Raw genomic sequence first — 19,443 nt, forward strand, 5'->3', positions numbered from 1 at the left:
GAAGCAGGGCGCGCATGGGAAGTGTGCATGATGGGCAGCGGCGATCCCGCCAGCGCCAGGCGTGAAGATTCAGATGCGGTCGTTCTGGGCGTGCGACGCTCGGCGCTGGGGCGGACATGGCGCAGCCGTTGCGTCGGGCAGGGCGAGTCGCTGGCCCTGGCCCTGGCGCAGGCCCATGGGCTGCCGGACGCCCTGTCGCGGGTGCTGGCCGGCCGCAATGTCCAGCTTGCCGACGCCGCCGGCTTTCTGGAGCCGAAGCTGCGCGATCTGATGCCGGACCCATCGGTGTTGCGGGACATGGACACGGCGGCGGCCCGCATCGCGGAAGCCGTTCGCAAACGCGAGCGCGTCGCCATCTTTGGCGACTATGACGTGGACGGCGCCTGCTCCTCCGCCTTGCTGGGCGATTTCCTGGCGTTCTGCGGCGTTCCTTACGCCGTGCATATTCCCGACCGCATCACGGAAGGTTATGGCCCCAACAGCCAGGCCATCGCATTTCTGCGCAGCGAAGGCGCCAGCCTGCTGGTGACGGTGGATTGCGGCACGGCCAGCCATGAGGCGTTTGAAACAGCGCGCCGCGTCGGTTTCGACGTGGTGGTGCTCGACCATCACCAGGCGCCGGAAACACTGCCGCATACGCTGGCGCTGGTGAATCCCAACCGTCAGGATGACCTCTCTGGCCTCGGCTATCTCTGCGCCGCCGGCGTGGTGATGCTGACCCTCGTGGCGGTGAACCGGATTTTGCGTGAGGCAGGCTACTGGCAGGGCCGCCAGGGCCCGGACCTGCTCGCCGGGCTCGATCTGGTGGCGCTGGCGACGGTGGCGGACGTGGCGCCGCTGGTTGGCCTCAATCGCGCCTTCGTGCGCCAGGGGTTGCAATTGATGCGCCAGCGCCGCCGGCCAGGCCTGACGGCGCTGCTGGACGTTGCCAATCTGAAGGGGCCGCCAGCCGCCTGGCACATGGGATTTCTGGTGGGGCCGCGCATCAACGCCGGCGGCCGCATTGGCGACGCGGCGCTTGGGGCGCGGCTGATGATGACCGGCGATGCAACTGAGGCGGCCCGCATCGCCATGGAGCTGGATGAACTGAACCGTCAGCGCCAGGCGATCGAGCAACTGGCGGTGGAGGAAGCGGCGGCGGAAGCTGACCGGCAGCTGACGACCAATCCGGATCAGGGCGCCCTGGCGCTGGCATCGGCGGAGTGGCATCCGGGCGTCGTCGGCCTCATTGCCTCGCGGCTGAAGGAGCGCTTCGCCAGGCCGGCGTTTGCTTTCGCCGTGCGTGAGGATGGGGTGGCCACCGGCTCAGGCCGTTCGGTGCCGGGCGTCGATCTCGGCTGGCTGGTGCGCCGGGCGGTGGATAGCGGCGTGGCGGTGAAGGGCGGCGGCCACGCCATGGCGGCCGGCGTCACCCTGGCGCCAGGGCGACTGGCGGAATTTCACGCCTTCCTTGAAATGGGGTTGGCCGACCAGGACGTTGGCGCCCACGCCGCCGAATTGCTGCTGGACGGTTCGCTGGCCGCTGGCGGGGCGCAACCTGATCTGGTCGCCATGCTGGAGCGGGCGGGGCCCTATGGTTCTGGTAATCCCGAGCCGACCTTCGCCTTGCCGCGTCACCGGCTCGTGGAGGTGAAGCCGGTGGGCGCGGCGCATTTGCGCTACCGGCTGAAGGCTGGCGACGGCGCCCAGATTGGCGGGGTTGCGTTTCGCGCCGCAGGCCAGCCGCTGGGCGACGCACTGCTCGCCCATGAAGGCCAGCAGGTCCACGTCGCCGGCTCACTGACCATCAACAGCTGGGGCGGCCGCGACCAGGCCGAACTGCGGCTGGTCGATCTGGCGCCCGTGCGCGAAGGTTGAAACAGCCTGGGGCGATAACTCCATGTGGGCGGAAACCATACCCGCCCCGTACGGGCGCGGCGTATGCGCGGTGGCTGCGTGATCGCCATGTCTGCAAATGACCGTTCTGGTTTTCTGCGCCCTGCATGGCTTCTCCAGGCAATGCTCCACTCAGGAAGTTCTCATTTCGCGGGGGTCGCCACGCATGTCTGATGGGAGAGACTGGCGTGTCCGCGCCGCTGTGCCGGACGATGTCCAGCACGTGGCGGAGGTGCACGTTCAGGCATATCGCGAGACTTTTCGGAGCATGATGCCGGCTGAAGAGCTGGAGCGGATCACCGTTGAATTGTCTGGTTCCGGTTGGAGGCGAGTGCTTGCAGAATCACGAGAAACGCGGGGGCTGTCCCTTCAGGTGGCGGTTTGTGAAGGCCGTATTGTCGGTCTTGGGACTTGTTGCCCTCAACGTAGCCTCCAGCTTCAGCGCATGGGTTATGACGGGGAAATCGGCACGCTGTATGTTTTGCCTGCTTTTCACGGGCTGGGCGCAGGGCGCGCCATCATCCAGACGCTCGCAATGCGACTGCAGCGCGATGGCTTCAGGGCCATGGCGCTTTGGACGCTGACCCGGAATCTGCGGGCGCGGGGGTTTTACGAACGGCTTGGCGGCGTCACGCTTCTTGAGCGCGAGGAGCCATGCGCTGGCGGCGCGCTGGTCGAAGTGGCGTATGGCTGGAATGATGTCGGCGCTCTGCTTCCGGCATGACAGGCGCGGTCTCGTCACTCCAGCCGATGCATCTGCATTTTGGGGACGCGCCCTTGCGACGCATGCTTGATCGGCTCTGTCACATGCCAGGACCAGACAGCCGGGCAGTCCGGGATCACCTTGACGACCTGTGACGCATGCAGGCGCAGGAAGGGATCAGATCATGGCGCAGGTGCTGAAATCGGTGACGCCGATACTTCACGTCAGGGACGTACCGGCGAGCGCGCGCTATTTTGAAGATCGCCTCGGCTTCAGGACAGACTTTCTGCACGGCGCGCCGCCGTTCTACGGCTCGGTTTCGCGCGATAGCGTCTGCCTTCACCTGCGATTTGTCCATGCGCCCAATTTCGCCGAACTCGCCGCCCGTGAGCTGTCGCTGATCCTTGCAACCATAGAAGTGGCGGATGTCCAGGCGCTGCACGCGGAGCTGGTAGAGCGTGGCGCGCACATCGTCCAGTCGCCGACACGCCATCCGTGGGGCGGAACGGACGTGCATGTCGTCGATCTGGATGGCAACGCGCTATCGTTCGTCGCCTGTGAGGCGACGTAGGGATCTCCCCCGCGGCGCTTCAGCGTCCCCGGAACTGCGGCTGGCGCTTTTCCAGGAAGGCGTCGCGGCCTTCGGCGTAGTCCTCGCTGTCGAAGCAGGCGCCGGCGAGCGCCAGCAGTTCAGCCTCTGACACTGAGCCAGGCAAGCCGCTGGCGGCGGCGATCGACGCCTTGGCCGAGCGCATGGCCAGAGGCGCGTTGCCCGCGATGGCGCGGGCCATGGCCATGGTTTCCGCCTCCAGATCGGCGTCGGCCCACAGGCGGTGCAGGGCGCCGAGGGCCTTGGCTTCGGCGGCGTCAAGGCGGCGGGCGGTGAAGAACAGGTCGCGCGCGACGGCGTCGCCGAACGCGGCGACCACAAGCCGCATCGCCTGGGGCGGATAGCCAACGCCGAGACGGGCCGCCGGCACGCCGAACACCGTGCCTTCCGCCGCCACGCGCAGGTCGCAAGCGGCGGCGATGCCGACGCCGCCGCCCATGCAGAAGCCACGCATCATGGCGATCACCGGAACCGGGCAGGCGGCGATTGCGGCGAATGCCTCCTCGTTTGAGTCCTCATAGGCCTTGCCGCCGGCGGCGCTGGCGCGCAACGTGCGGAATTCGCTGATGTCAGCGCCGGATGCGAACGGGCTGTCGCCGACGCCGCGCAGCACGATGACCCGCACCGCGTCGTCGGCCGCCATGGCGGCGATGAGCTGGGGCAGGGCGCGCCACATGGCCAGATCGAGCGCATTACGCTTTTCTGGATTGTTGATGCTGATGACGCCGACGCCGTCCGCAGCTTCTGCGATCAGACGGGGCGTGGGGCAAGAGAATGATTTCGAGGAGAAAGATTTCATTGTCTGTTCCGGGGCCAGTGCGGATTTTTGCCGTTCTGCTATCATTCCGTGCTAAAGCTGCCCACCCCCTGAGCCCGGTCCGTTAGAGGATTTGGCTTCAGGGATATTCGCCAGACGGGAGTCAGTCAGATGGCGCTTGCGACGATGCGCGATGATAGCAGGGCCCTGGACAAGATCACGCCGCTTGATCCGGTGTGGACCCATATCCGCAACGAGGCCGAGGCGGCCGTTGCGCGTGAGCCGGACATGGAGCCGCTGATCTGCGCCACGGTTCTGGACCATGCTTCTCTGGAAATGGCGATTGTTCACCGGGTCGCCTCGCGCCTCGGTCACCGGCTGCTTGGCGAGGAGGCCATCGTGCGCGCCTACGCCATGGCGCTGGACTCCGATCCGACCATCGCCCAGTCCATCCGCGCTGACCTGGCGGCGGTGATTGACCGTGATCCGGCCGCCGTGCGGTTCATCGAGCCCGTGCTGTACTTCAAGGGTTTTCACGCCATCCAGACACACCGTCTGGCGCACTGGCTGTGGGACAAGGGGCGGAAGGACTTCGCCCTGATGTTGCAGAGTCGCTCGTCCGAAGTTTTCCAGACCGACATCAATCCCGGCGCCGTTATCGGCAAGGGCGTGTTCCTTGATCACGCCACCGGCCTGGTGGTGGGACAGACTGCGGTGATCGAGGATAACGTCTCGATCCTGCAGGATGTGACGCTCGGCGGCACCGGCAAGGAACGCGGCGACCGGCATCCGAAAATTCGCGCCGGCGTGCTGCTGGGGGCCGGCGCCAAGGTGCTTGGCAATATCGAGGTGGGACAGTGCGCCCGCATCGCCGCCGGCTCGGTGGTGCTGCATGCGGTGCCGCGCAACATGACCGTGGCCGGCGTGCCGGCCAAGGTGGTGGGGCCGGCGGGCTGCGCCGAGCCGGCGCGCAGCATGGACCAGATTCTGGCTGACTGGGCGACTGACTACACCATCTGACGCCGCCCCGGCGTCATGGAACGGCGAGAGGCAGGCCTGAAGCTGGATGTCCCTGGCCCGACTGCTGATCCTGCTGGCGGACCCGGATTCATCCCCATTTGTCGACAGGGGAACGGCTGCAGGCGACGTTGGCGCCATTTCCCTGTTCCATCAGGATGTTCCGGCTGATGGCGGGCGCTGCGCCGCTGAAAATGCGCCGATGACGACAGATGGGGTGTTGCGGCGGGGCGCGCGGGTGTATGTCAGACGCCCTGGAGCGCCTCCTTGGATGCGCCTCCTTCGGTCCGGAGCGTCAACGGTTCCGGATCACTGCGAATACGCCATGGAGAACCCCGTTGGATAAAACCGAAATCGCCAAGGTCGAGCGTTACCTGCGCAGGACGTTCGGCAACGCCGCCATTCGTGTGACCGCCCGTCCGCGAAAGAAGGACTCCGCCGAGGTTTTCGTTGGCGAGGAATTTGTCGGCGTACTGTTCCTCGATGATGAGGATGGCGACCGGAGCTACAGCTTCCAGATGGCGATCCTCGACACCGATCTTGAGGATGAGTAAGCGGCGGCTCGCGCAAGGACGGCTGGCGGCGCGGCGCTTTTCCTGGCGCAGGAGCCACCAGGAACCAGGAGCAGGGGGCGGAAGGTGCGCCGCCCTTGCATGCGGCGCGTCTGACGCGAAGTGATGCCGGCGCGAAGTGATCCTGGCGCGAAGTGATCCTGGCGCGAAGTGATTTCCGCCAGACTGGAAAGATACCAGCAGTGTTTTCCAGCGAAGCGGACGCCGCTTCGCGTGAAGGGCAGCATCAATTCATAAAAAGACCGGGCGGAATTCCGGTTCTGCATGAACGGATTTTGCTCTGGCGGGCGAGCCGCTGCAGGCTCAGGCCAACCCCGCCGCCCGCGCCACATCAATATAGCTGCGGCTGACCGGCAGGACGGAGCCGTCAAGCATCCGCACCGCCGGTTTGCCGTTGATGCGCGCGGGGCCCTCCGCCATCGCCCGGGCGATCCAGTGCGAGCGGTGTATCTGCAGGCCGTCGACCCCGGCGGTTTCAGCAATGGCGTCGGAAAACCGCATCAGCACCAGCGCGCCGCCCAGATCGGTGCGCACGTCGACATAGTGATCCTGCATTGACATGTGACTCAGCCGACCGCGCTGTTCGGGCGGCAGCCGGTCGAGAATTTTCGGCCGCTGACGGGTCGGGTCGGCGCGCCCGTTTTCGGCTGGCGGCGTGGCGACGTCCTGGTTTTCCATGGACGCGGGCTGCTGTGATGACAGTTGCTTCGCCGCCGCCGCGCCGATCTGACGTTCAGACAGGGCGACAACAACGGAGACAATGGCGGACACAGCCATGGTCAGGCCGGTGAGTTCTGGCAGGGCTGGCGCTGCGGCGCGGCCAAACAGGGCGGCGTTGAGCGCCCAGACGATCAGCGCGACCGGCAGGCCGGCGATCGCCCCGTAAGCGGCCCAGAATAGTGGATGTCGCGTCCGCCCACGCCCGTGCAGATTGGCCAGCAGACTCACGAGCCCGTAGCCAGCGAGGTAGGTCGCGACGCCAACGAGCGCCCAGTACGTCAGCCGCAACGGTAAAGAGAGCGCGTGATAGGTTCCGAATGGCCCGGTGAGGCCCAGCAAAAGCGCCGCCGCCACCGTGGCCAACCAGAACGGGCGCGAAACCAGCAGCCGCTGCATTTCACGCTTCGTGGATTGCAGGGCGCTGTCGTTCACGAAGTTTTCCGCCAGTTCACGCAAGGGACGTTGGCGGCCATTCTAATCTTCAGCACACCGGTTTCCAAAGCGGCCTCCAACGGTCGCCCGGGAGACCATCATGCACCTGTCGCCGCTGCTCAACGCTTCGTTCGCCATCCAGATTCATGTCGCCGCCGCCATCGCAGCCCTGCTGCTTGGCGGCGCCATCCTGTTGCGCCGCAAGGGCGACGCGCCGCACCGGATCGCTGGCCGCGTCTGGGGCGGGCTTATGATCGTCGTCGCCGGCTCATCGTTCTTTATCCACGAGGTGCGGATGTGGGGGCCGTGGAGCCCGATCCACCTGCTGTCGCTGCTCACACTGGCGTCGCTTGCCTGGGGCGTGCGCATGGCCCGAATCCGTCGCCACAGCGCCCACCGCCGGATCATGCTGGGGCTGTACATGGGCGCGCTGGTTATCACCGGGTTCTTCACCCTGCTTCCGGGCCGGATCATGCATGACGTGTTGTTCAGCGGCGCGCCAAAGCCAGTTGCAGCGACGCTGGCCGGTCTCATTCTCGCCGCTCTGGCGACGGGACTGGCCATGGCGTTTTGGGCGGGGCGCGGAGCCCCGCGGAGCGCCGTGCGGGAAGATTGACCGTCTGGTCCGGGGCAGCGCGCCCAACCGGGGGCAGGCCGTCGCCCGATCCCGCTCCGCCCGACTATCCTCGCCCAATATTTTCGCCCGATATTGGTGAGGTTCGTCCGGCGTCAGCTGGGGGGCGCCTGGGTGGATTTGCGGCAGGCGATCCAACCAGAGGGAGATCAAGCCCTGGCGTTTCAGATCATGTATAGCTGGAAACTGGCGGGACGCCACCTGTTCATGGAAGAAATAATCCGTCCATTCTGGATGAGATATTGTCCCGGCCCCGGTCACAGACCATCAGTTGGCGGCGGTCTGCGGCCGTTTGGCGTCACAAGGTTCCGGCCGGCGGCTTGGACGCCGGACGGTGATCCATTGCGCCAGGAGGCAGGCCTGCTGTCCGGCCGGACGCCCCTCGTTGCGAGACTCGCATTTTTGCAGGTCTAACCGGACAAAAAGTACGGCCCTGAGAAACCGGCTTCGCCCCTGCGCGCGCTGCTCCCGGCCCATGTCTCAAACGCGTTCAGTCCTGAACCGGACTGGCGCGATTCGACGTTGGGCGTTACCGGACGAGGGTGCTGACAATGACGGAAACGATCGAAGCGACAAAGAACAGAATGAGAAACGCACCGCTGGCGATCTCCCCCTGTTGTTGGGGATTGATGAGATAATCCGGCGCTTTTCCAGATAAACGGTTGCTGCGTATTTGCTTCTCATGCATGGATTGCACTCCGATAGTCAAATTAAACAGTCGCACTATAAATGTATTCTTAAAGTATTGATTCGGGAAGGCGTAATATCAATGGGGTCCGAATGTTCTTGACGGCGCCATGAGCTTGGCTCAACGTCCCGTGACTTTGGAGGAAGCCATGTCTGTATATGCGCTCGGGGACGTTCGTCCCCAATTGCCCCAGCCGGGCGCGTTCTGGGTTGCGCCATCGGCGCACGTGATCGGCAACGTCCGTCTTGGCGAGGATGTGGGCGTCTGGTTTGGAACGGTTATCCGTGGCGACAACGAACTGATCGACATCGGTCCGCGCAGCAATATCCAGGAGCTGTGCATGATGCACACTGATCCTGGCGCGCCGATTACCATCGCCGAGGAATGCACCATTGGGCACAGCGCCATTCTGCACGGCTGCACGATTGGCGCCGGTTCGCTGATCGGCATGGGCGCGACGGTGCTCAACCGCGCCAGAATTGGCTCGGGTTGCCTGGTCGGGGCCAATTCCCTGGTGCCGGAGGGCAAGGAGTTTCCTGACAACTGCCTCATTCTTGGCTCGCCGGCAAAGGTGGTGCGGCCGCTTCGGGACGAAGAGGTGGCCCGGTTGCGCTTCAGCGCCCGCCACTACGTCGAGAACTGGAAGCGCTTCGCCCAGACCTTGCAGGAACTGTGAGCGGCGGCGCGGCCCATGGAAATGAAAAGCCAGCCGAACGGGCTGGCTTTTCTTCTTGCGGAGTGAGTTCTGAAACAATTATCGCGATGCGGTGGCCACGGGAGCTTGCGGGGCGCCCAACGACACCCAGATGTTCTGGCTGACGGCGGACTGGCGCTTGATGTAGGCGTAGCCGGTGCGCGTCCATGACAGGATGTCCTGGCGGCGGTTGTCGAGCACCAGGTCGCCGCGATCGGTGGTGACCATCAGCACGGCGTGTCCCTCGCCCAGATTGTCGCGCACCACCGTTACCAGCAGCGCCTGGCGGGGATAGCCCATGTCGATCAGCATGCGGCGCTTGGCCAGCACATAATCCTCGCAATCGCCCTTGCCATCGCTCGGGTAGTCCCAGCGCTCCTCCACGCCCCAGTGCTCCATGTCGGTGACAGGAGCCACCGAACGATTGAAATGGGCGTTGACGGTTGCGAGGTCGCGCCAGCTCTTGCGTGACAGTTTGACGTGCGTCGGGGTGCGGACATCACTGTCGCATTCCCCAGCGTAACGCTGGCAAAAATCCACCCAGCCCATGGGGGAAAGCGTGGTTTGCAGCACCGGTGCCTGAGCCAGACTCATGTCGGCGGGCAGACCGGCCGTCTTCAGATCCTGGGCAAAGGCCTGGGTGCTGAAGGCGACGATCGCAGCGGCGATGATGAGACCAGACCGGAAAGACACGACATAACCCCAGGGGCTGTTAACGTTTCAGTAACGATTTCACGCGCCCCCCGCTGACGCAAGGCGTCGGGGCGGCAAACCTAAACAAATGGTAAACGCAACCGTCGTCGTCCGGTTCCGGAGGATGTCTGCGACAGGGGTGTCCAAAGCGCTGAAGCGGGGCGCCCGGATGACGCCAGGCGACTGACGGGGGAGGCGGGCGGGGCTGGCCTGCGTTGCGGGATTTTCCCGGCGACGGCAGGGCCTTGAGACAGCGCGCATCCGGGAATGCAGCTGACGCCAGATCATGCGGACGCCGGCGCATCGGCGATGGGCGCAGCGCCAGTCAGCCTTGAGCATTTCCCCGGAGGAAACGCCTTGCGCCGTCCTGGTTCGCCAACCTCGACAAGGGGGGCTCATTGGAGGCGGCTTGAGGGGGCGCTGCGTGTGGGAAAATGGCGTTTTGACTGCTTGCATGAATCACGGGCGGCGCCTCATGGTCGCGCCATGAGCAATCACTCCGAATGGCGTCAGCCCAATCCCCAGCGATCCGGTCGCGAGCCGATTTTCAACGTGCCGGCCGTCGTGGCCGCGCTGATCGGCGTTTTCCTGCTTGTGCATGGATTTCGCGAGCTGGTGACGGATGATTTCATCTGGCTGTATCAGCTTGCATTCGTGCCGGCGCGGGTGACCTGGTGGTTGCAGCCGGCGGATTTCATGCAGCGCCTGCTGGCGAGCGTCCAGGGCGCGCCGCCCGACGCTGTCAGCGGGCAACTGGCGTTGGGGCGGCTGATCGTCGCCAGCGGCTCGCTGGCGCCGTGGAGTCTTGTGACCCATGCCTTCCTGCATGGCTCATGGACGCATGTGATCCTCAATTCGGTGTGGCTGCTGGCTTTTGGCGCGCCGCTGGCCAGCCGGTTCGGGGCGGTGCGGTTTACTCTCTTCTTCTTCATCTGCGCTGTTGGCGGCGCCGTCGCGCACTACCTCTCCGGCCCGATGGAGGTGATTCCGATGATTGGCGCCTCTGGCGCGATCTCAGGCTGCATGGGGGCGGCGGTGCGTTTCGCCTTCAACGTCCGCGGCGGCCTGTTCGGAGGTCCCGCCAGCGTTCACCTGGCGCGCGCCGACAGCCTGGCCGACACCTTCCGGAACCGGCGCGCCATGATGTTCGCCGGGGCGTGGTTCATCACCAACATCCTGTTTGGCGTGCTGGCGCGGCCGCTGGGCGTCAGCGAATCCATCGTGGCGTGGCAGGCCCATATTGGCGGTTTCCTCACGGGCCTGTTGCTGTTTGGTTTCTTCGATCCCCATCCGGCCGGATCAAGCGCTTCTGAATGGATGCGCGATACAGACTGATTGCAATGCGGACGGGTTGCGGACACTATTTGTCGCCGGGGTCCGGGCAACGGAAGATCGCCTGCAATGGGCGGAGGCCCGCCGACGGACGGGGGCAAAACGGGGAGCGGGCGGAGGGAGAGCGACCATGACAGTTGCGCGCATTCTGGCCGACAAGGGCCGGAACGTCACATCGATCGAACCGGAAGCGTCCCTGCGCGACGCTGCAGATCTGATGGCCGGGCAGGGCATTGGCGCCGTGCTGGTCCTTGATGCGGCGCGCGCCCTTGTGGGCATCCTGTCCGAACGCGACGTGGTGCGGGCGATCTCCAGGCGTGGACCGGACGTGCTCCGGGACGACGTGCGGTTTCACATGACCCGCGACGTCACCAGTTGCACGACGACCGCCGCGGTCAATGAACTCATGGCCCTGATGACGGCCAGCAAGTTCCGCCATGTGCCCGTGGTGGAGAACGGCAGGGTCCTCGGCGTCATTTCAATTGGCGACGTGGTGAAGTTCCGGCTGGCTGAAATCGAGAGCGAACACCAGGCCCTGCGCGAGTACATCGCCACGGCGTGAGGGAGCGGCGGCGCGCCAGCGGGCGGCTCGCCGCGCGTGGCTTGGGCGCGCCGGGCTTGAGCGTTTCGTGGGTTTTTGGGGCGACCGACGTCTGGCCCGGCCGCACGCCGGAACCGGTTTGCCGCCTGATGCGGCGCCTCAGCCGGAGATGTCCGCCAACTCCAGCATCTCTTCCAGCTCCGGCAGGCAACGCTCCGCTGCTTCGGCCCCCAGCTGCATGGCTTCCGTCGCCCGGTGGAAGTCGAAAAGGCCAATTTGGCCAAGGCGCGGACTGACCATCAGGTTGGGCGGATCGCCGGCCAGCCGTGAGCGCGAGATGCGGTCCTGGGTGATGTTGAAGGCGTCCATCATCACCGTGCCGATGCCAGGAGCGCCATCCGGACGGCGGGCGAAGCGACCGATGCGCCGCGCCGCGCCGAGGGCGCCGAGAATGCCGCCGTGCTTTTCGGTTGCCTCTTCCGGCGCGGCGCCGGCCACGTCTTCCTCAAGCGGTCCGTGGGAGGGAATGGTGCTGGCCCGGTTGGAGCGCAGATCGCCATTCAGGTTGATGGCCAGCACAAATTCAGCGCCAAGAGCCCTGGCCACGGTGACGGGAATCGGATTGACCAGCGCGCCGTCCATCAGCCAGCGTCCGCCAATACAGACGGGATCAAAAATGCCTGGCAGGGCGTAGGAGGCGCGCATTGCGTCCACCACCGGCCCGCGCGTCAGCCAGACCTCGTGACCGCTGCCCAGTTCCGTCGCCACGGTGGCGAAGCGGGCCGGCAGGTCTTCCATGCGCAGGCGGCCGATATCCTGCTCCAGCAACTGGCGCAACCGGTTGCCGCTGATCAGGCCGGAGCCGCCCATGGAAAAGTCCATGAGGCCCATGACGCGGCGGCGGGTGAGCGAGGTCGCAAACTCTTCCAGGATATCGAGGGAGCCGGTGGCGAAGCAGCCGCCGACCACCGCGCCAATGGAGGTGCCGACCACCACGTCGGGCGCGAAGCCGGCCTTCTCCAGTACGCGCAGGGCGCCAATATGCGCCCAGCCGCGCGCCGCGCCTCCGCCAAGCGCCAGGCCAAGCCGGGCCGGGCGTCGTGGATGGGGCGGATTGCGGGGACCGCGTCGTGGCGGCGGCGTTTGGTTGGCTTCCGGCTGTTCGGCCGGGGGCGGCGGCGTGGCGGGGGCGCTGGGCTCTACGAGAGCCTCATCCCCGGGCGAGGCGGCGGCCGTCTCCTCCTGGGCGCCGCCGGTGGCGCCGCTGCGGCGGAAATGCATGAATGTTCTTGCATCAAACATGCTGGTACCCGTTGATGACCGCATGCGGCCTGTCGACAACATATCCGAATGGGGGACGTGACGTTCCTGCGTGAACGCTCCCCCGGCTGGCCGGAGCTTCAGCCCCTCAGGTGCTGGCGGCGACGCCCGCCAATCGTCGGCCTTTTGAAGCCGGCATGGAAATCAATATGACTGACGAAATGTTACATGCGTATGGAATGCGGCGATTTCCAGTGCATGCACGCCAGAGCGCTTTCGAGCGGGGCGGACGTTGCTTTGTGTGAAGAACATACGTTAATTCAAAGTGATAGGGCGAAACAGCGCTTCCACATGAAGCAGTGCCGCGCCGGACGCGCGACCGTGGCGCGCCGGAATGGCGGCGCGTTCAAACGGGCGCGCCACGCGACGCGCGGCTGATCCGGGAGGCGGCTGTCACGAAACCCGGGCCTGCACGAAACCCGGGCCTGGCGTTATTCCACGAACCGCAGGGTCTGGTCGGCGCGCGCGCCGTCGCCGGTTTCGACGGCCCGGTAAAAGCAACTGGTCCGGCCAGTGTGGCAGCAGCCGCCGTCGCCGCCGACCCGCACCCGGATCCACACCGCGTCCTGATCGCAGTCAACGCGCATCTCGGCGATGCGCAGCACCTGGCCGGAGGTATCGCCCTTGCGCCACAAGGTCTGACGCGACCGCGACCAGAACCAGCCTTCGCCAGTCTCGATGGTCTTCTGCAGGGCTTCGGCGTTCATGTGCGCCACCATCAGCACATCGCCCGTATCCGCATGGGTGGCGACGCAGGTGACCAGTCCATTGGCGTCGAACGCCGGCGTCAGCCGGGCGCCTTCTTCAACATCGTGGGTGGCGCCGCGCGCGGGGAACGCGCCGTGGTGGTCGCACATGGCTCTACTCCCGGTGGTGGCGGCTGTTGCGTGAGGGGCTGGCCGAAACGGAGACTCCCCGCCAGGAAGCGCCTGGTTGAAGCAGGCGCTGCTGCGGTCAGGGCAGATGGAACTGTGGGACGCCAGGCTGCTGGCGACGGATATGACGCCGCCAGTTTCCGGTCATCAGGCCCCGGCGCGGACCAGGGTCATGAAGCGGGCCTGCTCGGCGGGATCCTCACGGAACACGCCGCTGAAGCGCGAGGTGATCGTCATGGAGCCCTGCTTCTGGATGCCGCGCATCGACATGCACATATGCGCCGCCTCAACCATCACCGCCGCGCCGCGCGGACGCAGGCGCGCGTCGATCGTGTCGAGGATCTGCGCCGTCATGGTTTCCTGGGTCTGCAGGCGGTTGGCGAAGATATCGACCACCCGGGCCAGCTTGGACAGGCCAACGACGCCGCCATTGGGATAATAGGCGATGTGAACCCGGCCCGTGAATGGCACCATGTGATGCTCGCAATGCGAGAAAAACTGGATGTCGCGAAGCAGGACCATGTCGTCATAGCCGCCGACTTCCGCGAAAACCCGGTCCAGCTGGGCGTCCGGATCCTGCCGGTAGCCGCCATAGAGCTCTTCATAGGCTTTCACGACCCGCCGGGGCGTGTCCACCAATCCCTCGCGATCCGGATTGTCGCCCGCCCAGGCGATGAGCGTACGCACCGCCGCCTCGGCCTCTTCCCGCGTCGGGCGCTCAGGATCGGGCCCAATAACCTGCTTGTCGGCGTTGGCCGGGGCCAACCGCGCGGACAAGGACTTAACCACACCATCCATGTGGGGCCTCCCGCTGTCGATCATTACATTCCACTCTTCAAGACGCCGCTGGCGCGTGAACGCAAACAGCGCGCCAGTCGTCATGCGACCGGCCGCATGCGACGCCGTCTCAACACAAAGGCCAGTCGTCATCGCGGTGATCCGGAAGGTCGGCTCCGGCAAGCCAGCAGAGCCATGCCTGGATCAGCCGACCCTTTCTATATAGGAGAGGAGGCCGTTGATCCTAGCCCTGAATTCCCGTTCCCCGGCGATTGTTGCATGCAGCACCATGTGGCGCCAGCGCGAGGACCAGGCCAGCGGCGGCGCGCGGGCGCCCGCGCCGGCCTTGTGGCGGGGGGCTTTGCCCATGCCGGCATTGCGCCTATGTAATGGGCTGGACGTCTCCGGTTCCCATGGAGAGCACAGGAAATGTTTCCGCAGGTTGTGTTGTTAAGGATGCGTCATGCTGGATGATGTGTACAACCGGCGCATCCTGACCCTGGCCGCCAATATCCCGCGCATTGGCCGGCTCCCGGCGCCAGACGGCACGGCGGAGGCGCATGCCCGCCTGTGCGGCTCGCGGGTCACCGTCGATGTTCGTGTGGCGGATGGCCGCATCGTGGACTTCGCCCACGACGTGAAAGCCTGTGCGCTGGGGCAGGCGTCCTCGGCGATCATGGCGGGCCATGTCATTGGCGCCGATCTGGCCGAACTTGAGGAGGTGCGTGAACGCGTGTGGCGCATGCTGGACGCGGATGGCGCGCCGCCGGAGGGGAAGTGGGCCGAGTGCGCCCTGCTGGAGCCGATCCGCGCTTACCGGAACCGCCATGCCTCGACCCTGCTGACCTTTGATGCGACGCTCGCCGCCCTGAAGCAGGCGCTGGCGAAAGCCTGAACTCCGGCTTCAGGCTTCAGGATAGCGCGCGGATGATCCGTCGCCACTTGCGCGGCAGGTAGAGACGCCGGAGATGCCCGAGCCGCCGCCGCTCACGCCGAACCTGGATGTTCCCTGCACGTTCAATGCGTTTTCTGACGGATGAGACGTCCGCCCGCAGGAGGAGCGGCATGAAAAAAGGCAGCCTGTGGGCTGCCTCTTCTTTTGATCCGCGCGGGCGCGCCGGTTCACCAGAGCGCGCGCATGTTGAACGAGTAAGCGGCGCTGACGCCGGCCGTGTACTGGTTGCGCGAGCCCACGCGCTGAACGATCGGGCTGTCGCCGGCGTCGCTCATGAGGCGGTCATAACCGCCGAACACGGTGGTGGTCAGCTCGTCAGACCAGGTGTAGGAGGCCGAGGCGACGAAGCCCAGGGAGTTAACGCCGCCCTTGGCCTTGTAAGGCGTGACGAAGCCGGCGGTCCTGAGGGCGTCCTCGAAGCGGACGCCGAACACATTGTCGTTGTAGCGGTCGCTGCCCCACTTCAGGCGCGGACCGACCGCCAGGGTCAGCCGGTCGAAGCTCTTGACGAAGTCGAGGCCGACCGATCCGACGAAGCCGTGCACGTTGCCCACGGCGTAACGCGCCTCGATGCGGGCCCGCAGGAATTCCGTCGGCCAAAGGTCGAGGAAGACGCCAGGCTGCACCGACCAGCCAGCATCATGAATGCCCCACAGGCGACGCTCGGAGCCGGAATACCGGCCGGCGCCGTAACCCGCCACGACGCCCGCACGCAACCAGGACGTGTCGTAGAGGGCGAGGCTGGCGCTGTCGTCCGGCGAGGTGAACCGCGGCCGCTCGCCCACATGACGATAGCCAATGGAGGGGTAGCCGAAGAACGTCATGCGATCGGAGCCGGGCCAGGCCGGCGAAACGCCAATGGTGCCTTTGACCGTCACGATCCACTGGTCGGATGACACCGGCGTGTTGTTGAACATGATGTCCGAACGTTCGCCATAATTGGCGGACTGGGCCTGAACGCCTCCGGCGAAAACGGCTGGGATCACAACAGCGGCGAGGGCGGCGGAGAATTTGGACAGGCGGCTTGGCACGGCTCTGGATGCTTTCGTTGCTGCGTTTGGCGCTCAGTATACGAAAAAGATTCTTAACAGGCCGCAAGCGCCAGCCTGAATCGGAGGTAAGGTTAACGTCAAGCTAACGGAACCGCCAGCATCCGGTCTGGGGCGGCAATGTGGCGGCATCGGGGCAAACAGACCAGGGCTGGGGATATGTCGCAGGCCGGCCGGCCGCCAGCCGGGTCCATGGCGAACCGGTCGCATCAGGCCCCGCGCCGGCTGCGCGCGCGCATCGGGGCTGGCGTTCCGGCTTCCCGGACCTCATATCGGCGGATGATGACGACGGGCCGTTCACATCTATATTCCAGTTTCCGGCGCGTGCCTGCGTTCGCCGGCATGGCGCTGATCCGCGTTTATCAGCTGACGCTGTCGGGACTGATTGGCCGTCAGTGCCGCCATTTGCCGTCATGCTCGGCCTATACGTCAGAGAGTATCGGCCGGTTTGGCCTGTGGGCTGGCGGTTGGATGGGGCTTGCCCGCATCTGTCGTTGCCATCCCTGGGGAACGCACGGCCTTGATTTCCCGCCTTTGCAACGACCGGCGCGCGCCCGCTGGTGGGCGCCATGGCGTTACGGCCGCTGGCGCGGCGTTCAGGATCGCGCAAGCCGGGATCGGTCGGACGCGGGGCAGGATGCGGGAGAAAGGGCGCGGCCGGATTTTCGCTGTGACTGAATCGCCGCGCGCGTTCGGTGAAAGCAGCGGAATGGCCCCGGCAGATTGCCTGCCAGGCGCATGCGGAGTAAATGCTGGCGGACGTCGTGGCGCGCATGCGCGCCAGGCAGCCGCTGATTGCGGCGCGCCGTCATGACGCTGGCGGAGGGGCGCCCGCGCCCGCCCCGTCATTCACCTTTGGCAATGCCGGAGACTGCGGCCGCCGCTTTCGCCGCCATTGCGCCAACCGCTTACCTGCCCAGTTCGCAGGAGTGAGCCGAGGATACGATGATCAACGTTACCTTTCCCGATGGCGCCGCGCGCCAGTTTCCTGAGGGCATTTCCGGTTTCGAGATCGCGAAGGGCATTTCCCCCTCGCTGGCGAAGCGCACCGTGGCCATGGCGCTGGACGGCGTGCTCGCCGATCTGGCCGACCCGATCACCCGCGACGCCAGGATCGAATTCGTCAACCGGGATGATCCGCGCGCCCTGGAGCTGATCCGCCACGACGCCGCCCACGTGCTGGCGGAGGCGGTGCAGAGCCTGTGGCCGGAAACCCAGGTCACCATCGGGCCGGTCATCGAAAACGGCTTCTATTACGACTTCGCCCGTGACGAGCCGTTCAGTCTCGAGGATTTTCCGGCCATCGAAAAGAAGATGCGCGAGATCATCGCCCGCGACGCGGCGTTCACCAAGGAAGTGTGGACGCGCGAGCAGGCGAAGGCATTCTTCGCGGCGAAGGGCGAAAACTACAAGGTGGAGCTGATCGACGCCATTCCGGTGGGCGACGATCTGCGCATCTATCGCCAGGGCGAATGGCTTGACCTGTGCCGTGGCCCTCACATGACCTCCACGGGCAAGATCGGCAACGCCTTCAAACTGATGAAGGTGGCGGGCGCTTACTGGCGCGGCGATAGCAACAATCCGATGCTGACCCGCATCTACGCCACAGCCTTCGCGAAGCAGGAAGACCTCGATCTCTACCTGAAGCAGCTTGAGGAGGCCGAGAAGCGCGACCACCGCCGCCTGGGTCGCGAGATGGACCTGTTCCACTTCCAGGAGGAAGGGCCGGGCACCGTTTTCTGGCATCCGAAGGGCTGGACGCTGTTCCAGGGAATCATCTCTTACATGCGCCGCCGTCTTGCCGGCGACTATGACGAGGTGAACGCGCCGCAGATCCTCGACAAAAGCCTGTGGGAGACTTCCGGCCACTGGGACTGGTACCGCGAGAACATGTTCGCGGCCCAGTCGGCTGGCGACGAGGCCGAGGACAAGCGCTGGTTCGTGCTGAAGCCGATGAACTGCCCCGGGCACGTGCAGATCTTCAAGCACGGTCTGAAGTCGTATCGCGACCTGCCGCTGCGCATGGCCGAGTTCGGCGTCGTGCACCGCTATGAGGCTTCGGGCGCCATGCACGGCCTGATGCGCGTGCGCGGCTTCACCCAGGACGATGCCCACGTGTTCTGCACCGAGGACCAGCTGGCGGAAGAGTGCCTGAAGATCAACGACCTGATCCTCTCGACCTATTCTGACTTCGGCTTCGACAAGATCGTGGTGAAGCTGTCGACCCGTCCGGAAAAGCGCGTTGGCTCCGACGCCCTGTGGGATCACGCTGAAGCGGTGATGGGCCGGGTGCTGAAGCAGATCGAGGCGCAGTCCGGCGGTCGCATCCAGACGGCGGTCAACGAGGGCGAGGGCGCGTTCTACGGGCCGAAGTTCGAGTACGTGCTGCGCGACGCCATCGGCCGTGACTGGCAGTGCGGCACCACTCAGGTGGACTTCAACCTGCCGGAGCGTTTTGGCGCGTTCTACATCGACGCCGACGGCCAGAAGAAAACGCCGGTGATGGTCCATCGCGCCATTTGCGGCTCCATCGAGCGCTTCACCGGCATTCTGATCGAGCATTTCGCCGGCCATTTCCCGCTTTGGCTGGCGCCGGAGCAGGTCAAGGTGTTGACCATCACCCAGGACGGCGACGCCTACGCCCGCGAAGTGGCTGAAGCGGCGAAACGGGCTGGCCTGCGCGTTGGCGTCGACCTGCGCAACGAGAAGATCACCTACAAGGTTCGCGAACATTCGCTGGCCAAGGCGCCGGTATTGCTGGTGGTGGGCAAAAAGGAAGCGGCGGAGCGCACCGTGTCGATCCGCCGGCTGGGCTCGCAGGAGCAGCGCTCCATGGGGCTGGACCAGGCGTTGGCCATGCTGCAGCTCGAAGCGCTGCCGCCGGATCAGAAGCGCTTGCGGGCGCCCGACGCCGTGGCCGATGGCGCGGCGGTGGAGCTGGATGGCAAGCGCGTGGTCGCTGGCCAGCTCTGAGCGGCCTGGCGACGTAAGACGGGACGGCCCCGGAGCCAGAAGCTCCGGGGCTGTTGCTTTTTTGAGTGCTGGACAGGGGGCGGTTCGCGAAAGCCTGCCCGCCCGCTGGAGTTGTGTCTCATGCAGACCCGCTCCTGAGGCGTCAGGCCGTTTCGTTTCAGCCTGCTCCCGCCCGGGCGGACCCTCACGCCTCGCTGACGGCCGGCTGGCGGGGAGCGCGAAGCGG

Annotated in this window: 20 protein-coding genes; 12 read left to right on the forward strand and 8 right to left on the reverse strand. The window is 65.7% G+C overall.

The features are described 5' to 3' along the window. Window positions 1-27 precede the first annotated feature (27 nt). The 3 genes from recJ to IE243_RS02315 all read left to right on the forward strand — a co-directional run bounded on the left by recJ (window position 28) and on the right by IE243_RS02315 (window position 3,149). On the forward strand, window positions 28-1,857 hold the full coding sequence (gene recJ / locus IE243_RS02305; RefSeq protein WP_191317698.1) for a single-stranded-DNA-specific exonuclease RecJ: 1,830 nt from the start codon (window positions 28-30) through the stop codon (window positions 1,855-1,857). Window positions 1,858-2,146: 289 nt separating this feature from the next. Beyond that, a complete protein-coding gene (locus tag IE243_RS02310) occupies window positions 2,147-2,599 on the forward strand; it encodes a GNAT family N-acetyltransferase (RefSeq protein ID WP_244642729.1) in 453 nt (150 codons plus the stop codon). A 163-nt stretch (window positions 2,600-2,762) separates the two neighbouring features. After that, entirely contained in the window at window positions 2,763-3,149 is a 387-nt protein-coding gene (locus IE243_RS02315; RefSeq protein ID WP_191317700.1) for a glyoxalase superfamily protein, read from the forward strand. A gap of 19 nt (window positions 3,150-3,168) precedes the next feature. Here the strand turns inward: IE243_RS02315 and IE243_RS02320 are convergent, their stop codons facing one another. After that, the gene (locus tag IE243_RS02320) at window positions 3,169-3,987 is read right to left on the reverse strand and encodes an enoyl-CoA hydratase (RefSeq protein ID WP_191317701.1); all 819 of its coding nucleotides are present in this window, start codon (window positions 3,985-3,987) and stop codon (window positions 3,169-3,171) included. A gap of 129 nt (window positions 3,988-4,116) precedes the next feature. Here IE243_RS02320 and cysE point away from each other — a divergent pair, with 129 nt between their 5' ends. Continuing rightward, entirely contained in the window at window positions 4,117-4,965 is an 849-nt protein-coding gene (gene cysE, locus IE243_RS02325) for a serine O-acetyltransferase (RefSeq protein WP_244642636.1), read from the forward strand. Window positions 4,966-5,300: 335 nt separating this feature from the next. Further along, on the forward strand, window positions 5,301-5,516 hold the full coding sequence (locus IE243_RS02330) for a DUF3126 family protein (protein ID WP_132002650.1): 216 nt from the start codon (window positions 5,301-5,303) through the stop codon (window positions 5,514-5,516). Between the two features lie 321 nt (window positions 5,517-5,837). Here the strand turns inward: IE243_RS02330 and IE243_RS02335 are convergent, their stop codons facing one another. Further along, on the reverse strand, window positions 5,838-6,686 hold the full coding sequence (locus IE243_RS02335; RefSeq protein WP_191317702.1) for a LytTR family DNA-binding domain-containing protein: 849 nt from the start codon (window positions 6,684-6,686) through the stop codon (window positions 5,838-5,840). A 100-nt stretch (window positions 6,687-6,786) separates the two neighbouring features. Here IE243_RS02335 and IE243_RS02340 point away from each other — a divergent pair, with 100 nt between their 5' ends. After that, complete coding sequence (locus IE243_RS02340; RefSeq protein WP_191317703.1) at window positions 6,787-7,302, forward strand: DUF2306 domain-containing protein; 516 nt, start codon at window positions 6,787-6,789, stop codon at window positions 7,300-7,302. A 547-nt stretch (window positions 7,303-7,849) separates the two neighbouring features. Here the strand turns inward: IE243_RS02340 and IE243_RS02345 are convergent. Next, a complete protein-coding gene (locus IE243_RS02345; protein ID WP_191317704.1) occupies window positions 7,850-8,008 on the reverse strand; it encodes a hypothetical protein in 159 nt (52 codons plus the stop codon). Between the two features lie 148 nt (window positions 8,009-8,156). On the opposite strand from IE243_RS02345, the gene IE243_RS02350 reads away from it, so the two are divergent. Further along, on the forward strand, window positions 8,157-8,684 hold the full coding sequence (locus IE243_RS02350) for a gamma carbonic anhydrase family protein (protein WP_191317705.1): 528 nt from the start codon (window positions 8,157-8,159) through the stop codon (window positions 8,682-8,684). A gap of 78 nt (window positions 8,685-8,762) precedes the next feature. On the opposite strand, the gene IE243_RS02355 is transcribed toward IE243_RS02350, so the two are convergent. Further along, window positions 8,763-9,395 (reverse strand): transglutaminase-like cysteine peptidase, encoded by a 633-nt coding sequence (locus tag IE243_RS02355; RefSeq protein ID WP_191317706.1) that lies wholly within the window; start codon window positions 9,393-9,395, stop codon window positions 8,763-8,765. 486 nt (window positions 9,396-9,881) lie between these two features. Here IE243_RS02355 and IE243_RS02360 point away from each other — a divergent pair, with 486 nt between their 5' ends. Further along, the gene (locus IE243_RS02360) at window positions 9,882-10,730 is read left to right on the forward strand and encodes a rhomboid family intramembrane serine protease (RefSeq protein ID WP_191317707.1); all 849 of its coding nucleotides are present in this window, start codon (window positions 9,882-9,884) and stop codon (window positions 10,728-10,730) included. Between the two features lie 127 nt (window positions 10,731-10,857). After that, window positions 10,858-11,289 (forward strand): CBS domain-containing protein, encoded by a 432-nt coding sequence (locus IE243_RS02365; protein WP_191317708.1) that lies wholly within the window; start codon window positions 10,858-10,860, stop codon window positions 11,287-11,289. A gap of 138 nt (window positions 11,290-11,427) precedes the next feature. On the opposite strand, the gene IE243_RS02370 is transcribed toward IE243_RS02365, so the two are convergent. From IE243_RS02370 to folE, 3 genes are all read right to left on the reverse strand, one after another. Further along, window positions 11,428-12,570 carry a patatin-like phospholipase family protein gene (locus IE243_RS02370; protein ID WP_191317709.1) on the reverse strand — a complete coding sequence of 381 codons (1,143 nt, stop codon included), beginning with the start codon at window positions 12,568-12,570 and terminating at the stop codon, window positions 11,428-11,430. Between the two features lie 449 nt (window positions 12,571-13,019). Further along, window positions 13,020-13,445 carry a phosphoribosyl-AMP cyclohydrolase gene (hisI, locus tag IE243_RS02375; protein WP_191317710.1) on the reverse strand — a complete coding sequence of 142 codons (426 nt, stop codon included), beginning with the start codon at window positions 13,443-13,445 and terminating at the stop codon, window positions 13,020-13,022. Between the two features lie 165 nt (window positions 13,446-13,610). Beyond that, complete coding sequence (gene folE, locus IE243_RS02380; protein WP_191317711.1) at window positions 13,611-14,261, reverse strand: GTP cyclohydrolase I FolE; 651 nt, start codon at window positions 14,259-14,261, stop codon at window positions 13,611-13,613. Between the two features lie 442 nt (window positions 14,262-14,703). Here folE and IE243_RS02385 point away from each other — a divergent pair, with 442 nt between their 5' ends. Further along, complete coding sequence (locus IE243_RS02385; protein WP_191317712.1) at window positions 14,704-15,135, forward strand: iron-sulfur cluster assembly scaffold protein; 432 nt, start codon at window positions 14,704-14,706, stop codon at window positions 15,133-15,135. A gap of 227 nt (window positions 15,136-15,362) precedes the next feature. On the opposite strand, the gene IE243_RS02390 is transcribed toward IE243_RS02385, so the two are convergent. Next, window positions 15,363-16,226 carry a MipA/OmpV family protein gene (locus tag IE243_RS02390; RefSeq protein WP_191317713.1) on the reverse strand — a complete coding sequence of 288 codons (864 nt, stop codon included), beginning with the start codon at window positions 16,224-16,226 and terminating at the stop codon, window positions 15,363-15,365. Between the two features lie 300 nt (window positions 16,227-16,526). On the opposite strand from IE243_RS02390, the gene yidD reads away from it, so the two are divergent. Further along, window positions 16,527-16,922, forward strand: a complete 396-nt coding sequence (gene yidD, locus IE243_RS02395; protein WP_191317924.1) for a membrane protein insertion efficiency factor YidD — start codon at window positions 16,527-16,529, stop codon at window positions 16,920-16,922. A 267-nt stretch (window positions 16,923-17,189) separates the two neighbouring features. Then, on the forward strand, window positions 17,190-19,217 hold the full coding sequence (gene thrS, locus IE243_RS02400; protein WP_191317714.1) for a threonine--tRNA ligase: 2,028 nt from the start codon (window positions 17,190-17,192) through the stop codon (window positions 19,215-19,217). Window positions 19,218-19,443 lie beyond the last annotated feature (226 nt).

Origin of the sequence: Camelimonas fluminis (assembly GCF_014656355.1) — a bacterium.
In the GTDB taxonomy this organism is placed as follows: domain Bacteria; phylum Pseudomonadota; class Alphaproteobacteria; order Rhizobiales; family Beijerinckiaceae; genus Camelimonas; species Camelimonas fluminis.